We start from the raw sequence: 796 nt of genomic DNA, 5'->3' as shown, positions 1-796 counted from the left end.
GGCCCGTCCGGGTCTGCAGATCATGTCGAACGAGCAGTTCAACCAGGCGTTCACGATGCACGGCACGATCATGCTGCTGATGTTCGCGACGCCGCTGTTCGCCGGCTTCGCGAACTGGATCATGCCGCTGCAGATCGGCGCGCCGGACGTGGCGTTCCCGCGGCTGAACATGTTCGCCTACTGGCTGTACCTGTTCGGCTCGCTCATCGCGGTCGGCGGCTTCCTCACCCCGCAGGGCGCGGCCGACTTCGGCTGGTTCGCCTACAGCCCGCTCTCGGACGCCGTCCGCTCCCCGGGCATCGGCGCCGACATGTGGATCATGGGCCTGGCCTTCTCCGGCTTCGGCACCATCCTCGGCTCGGTCAACTTCATCACCACGATCATCTGCATGCGCGCCCCCGGCATGACGATGTTCCGCATGCCGATCTTCGTGTGGAACGTGCTGCTGACCGGTGTCCTGGTCCTGCTCGCCTTCCCGGTCCTCGCGGCCGCGCTGTTCGCCCTGGAGGCGGACCGCAAGTTCGGCGCCCACGTCTTCGACTCCGCCAACGGCGGCGCGTTGCTGTGGCAACACCTCTTCTGGTTCTTCGGCCACCCAGAGGTGTACATCATCGCGTTGCCGTTCTTCGGCATCATCTCCGAGGTCATCCCGGTCTTCTCCCGTAAGCCGATGTTCGGTTACACGGGTCTGATCGGCGCGACCATCGCGATCGCGGGTCTGTCCGTGACGGTGTGGGCGCACCACATGTACGTCACCGGCGGCGTGCTGTTGCCGTTCTTCTCCTTCATGACGTTC

General features: G+C 65.2%; 1 protein-coding gene. It reads left to right on the top strand.

Annotated features, from left to right (window positions below; translation table 11 throughout):
* A partial coding sequence (locus IE153_RS41275) for a cbb3-type cytochrome c oxidase subunit I (RefSeq protein WP_189594810.1) occupies positions 1–796 on the top strand: 796 nt, incomplete at both ends.

The sequence above is a fragment of the Streptomyces massasporeus genome (genome assembly GCF_014648995.1).
In the GTDB taxonomy this organism is placed as follows: domain Bacteria; phylum Actinomycetota; class Actinomycetes; order Streptomycetales; family Streptomycetaceae; genus Streptomyces; species Streptomyces massasporeus.
The sequence above is the reverse complement of the archived record's forward strand: the minus strand, read 5'-3'. Positions and strand labels throughout refer to the sequence as shown.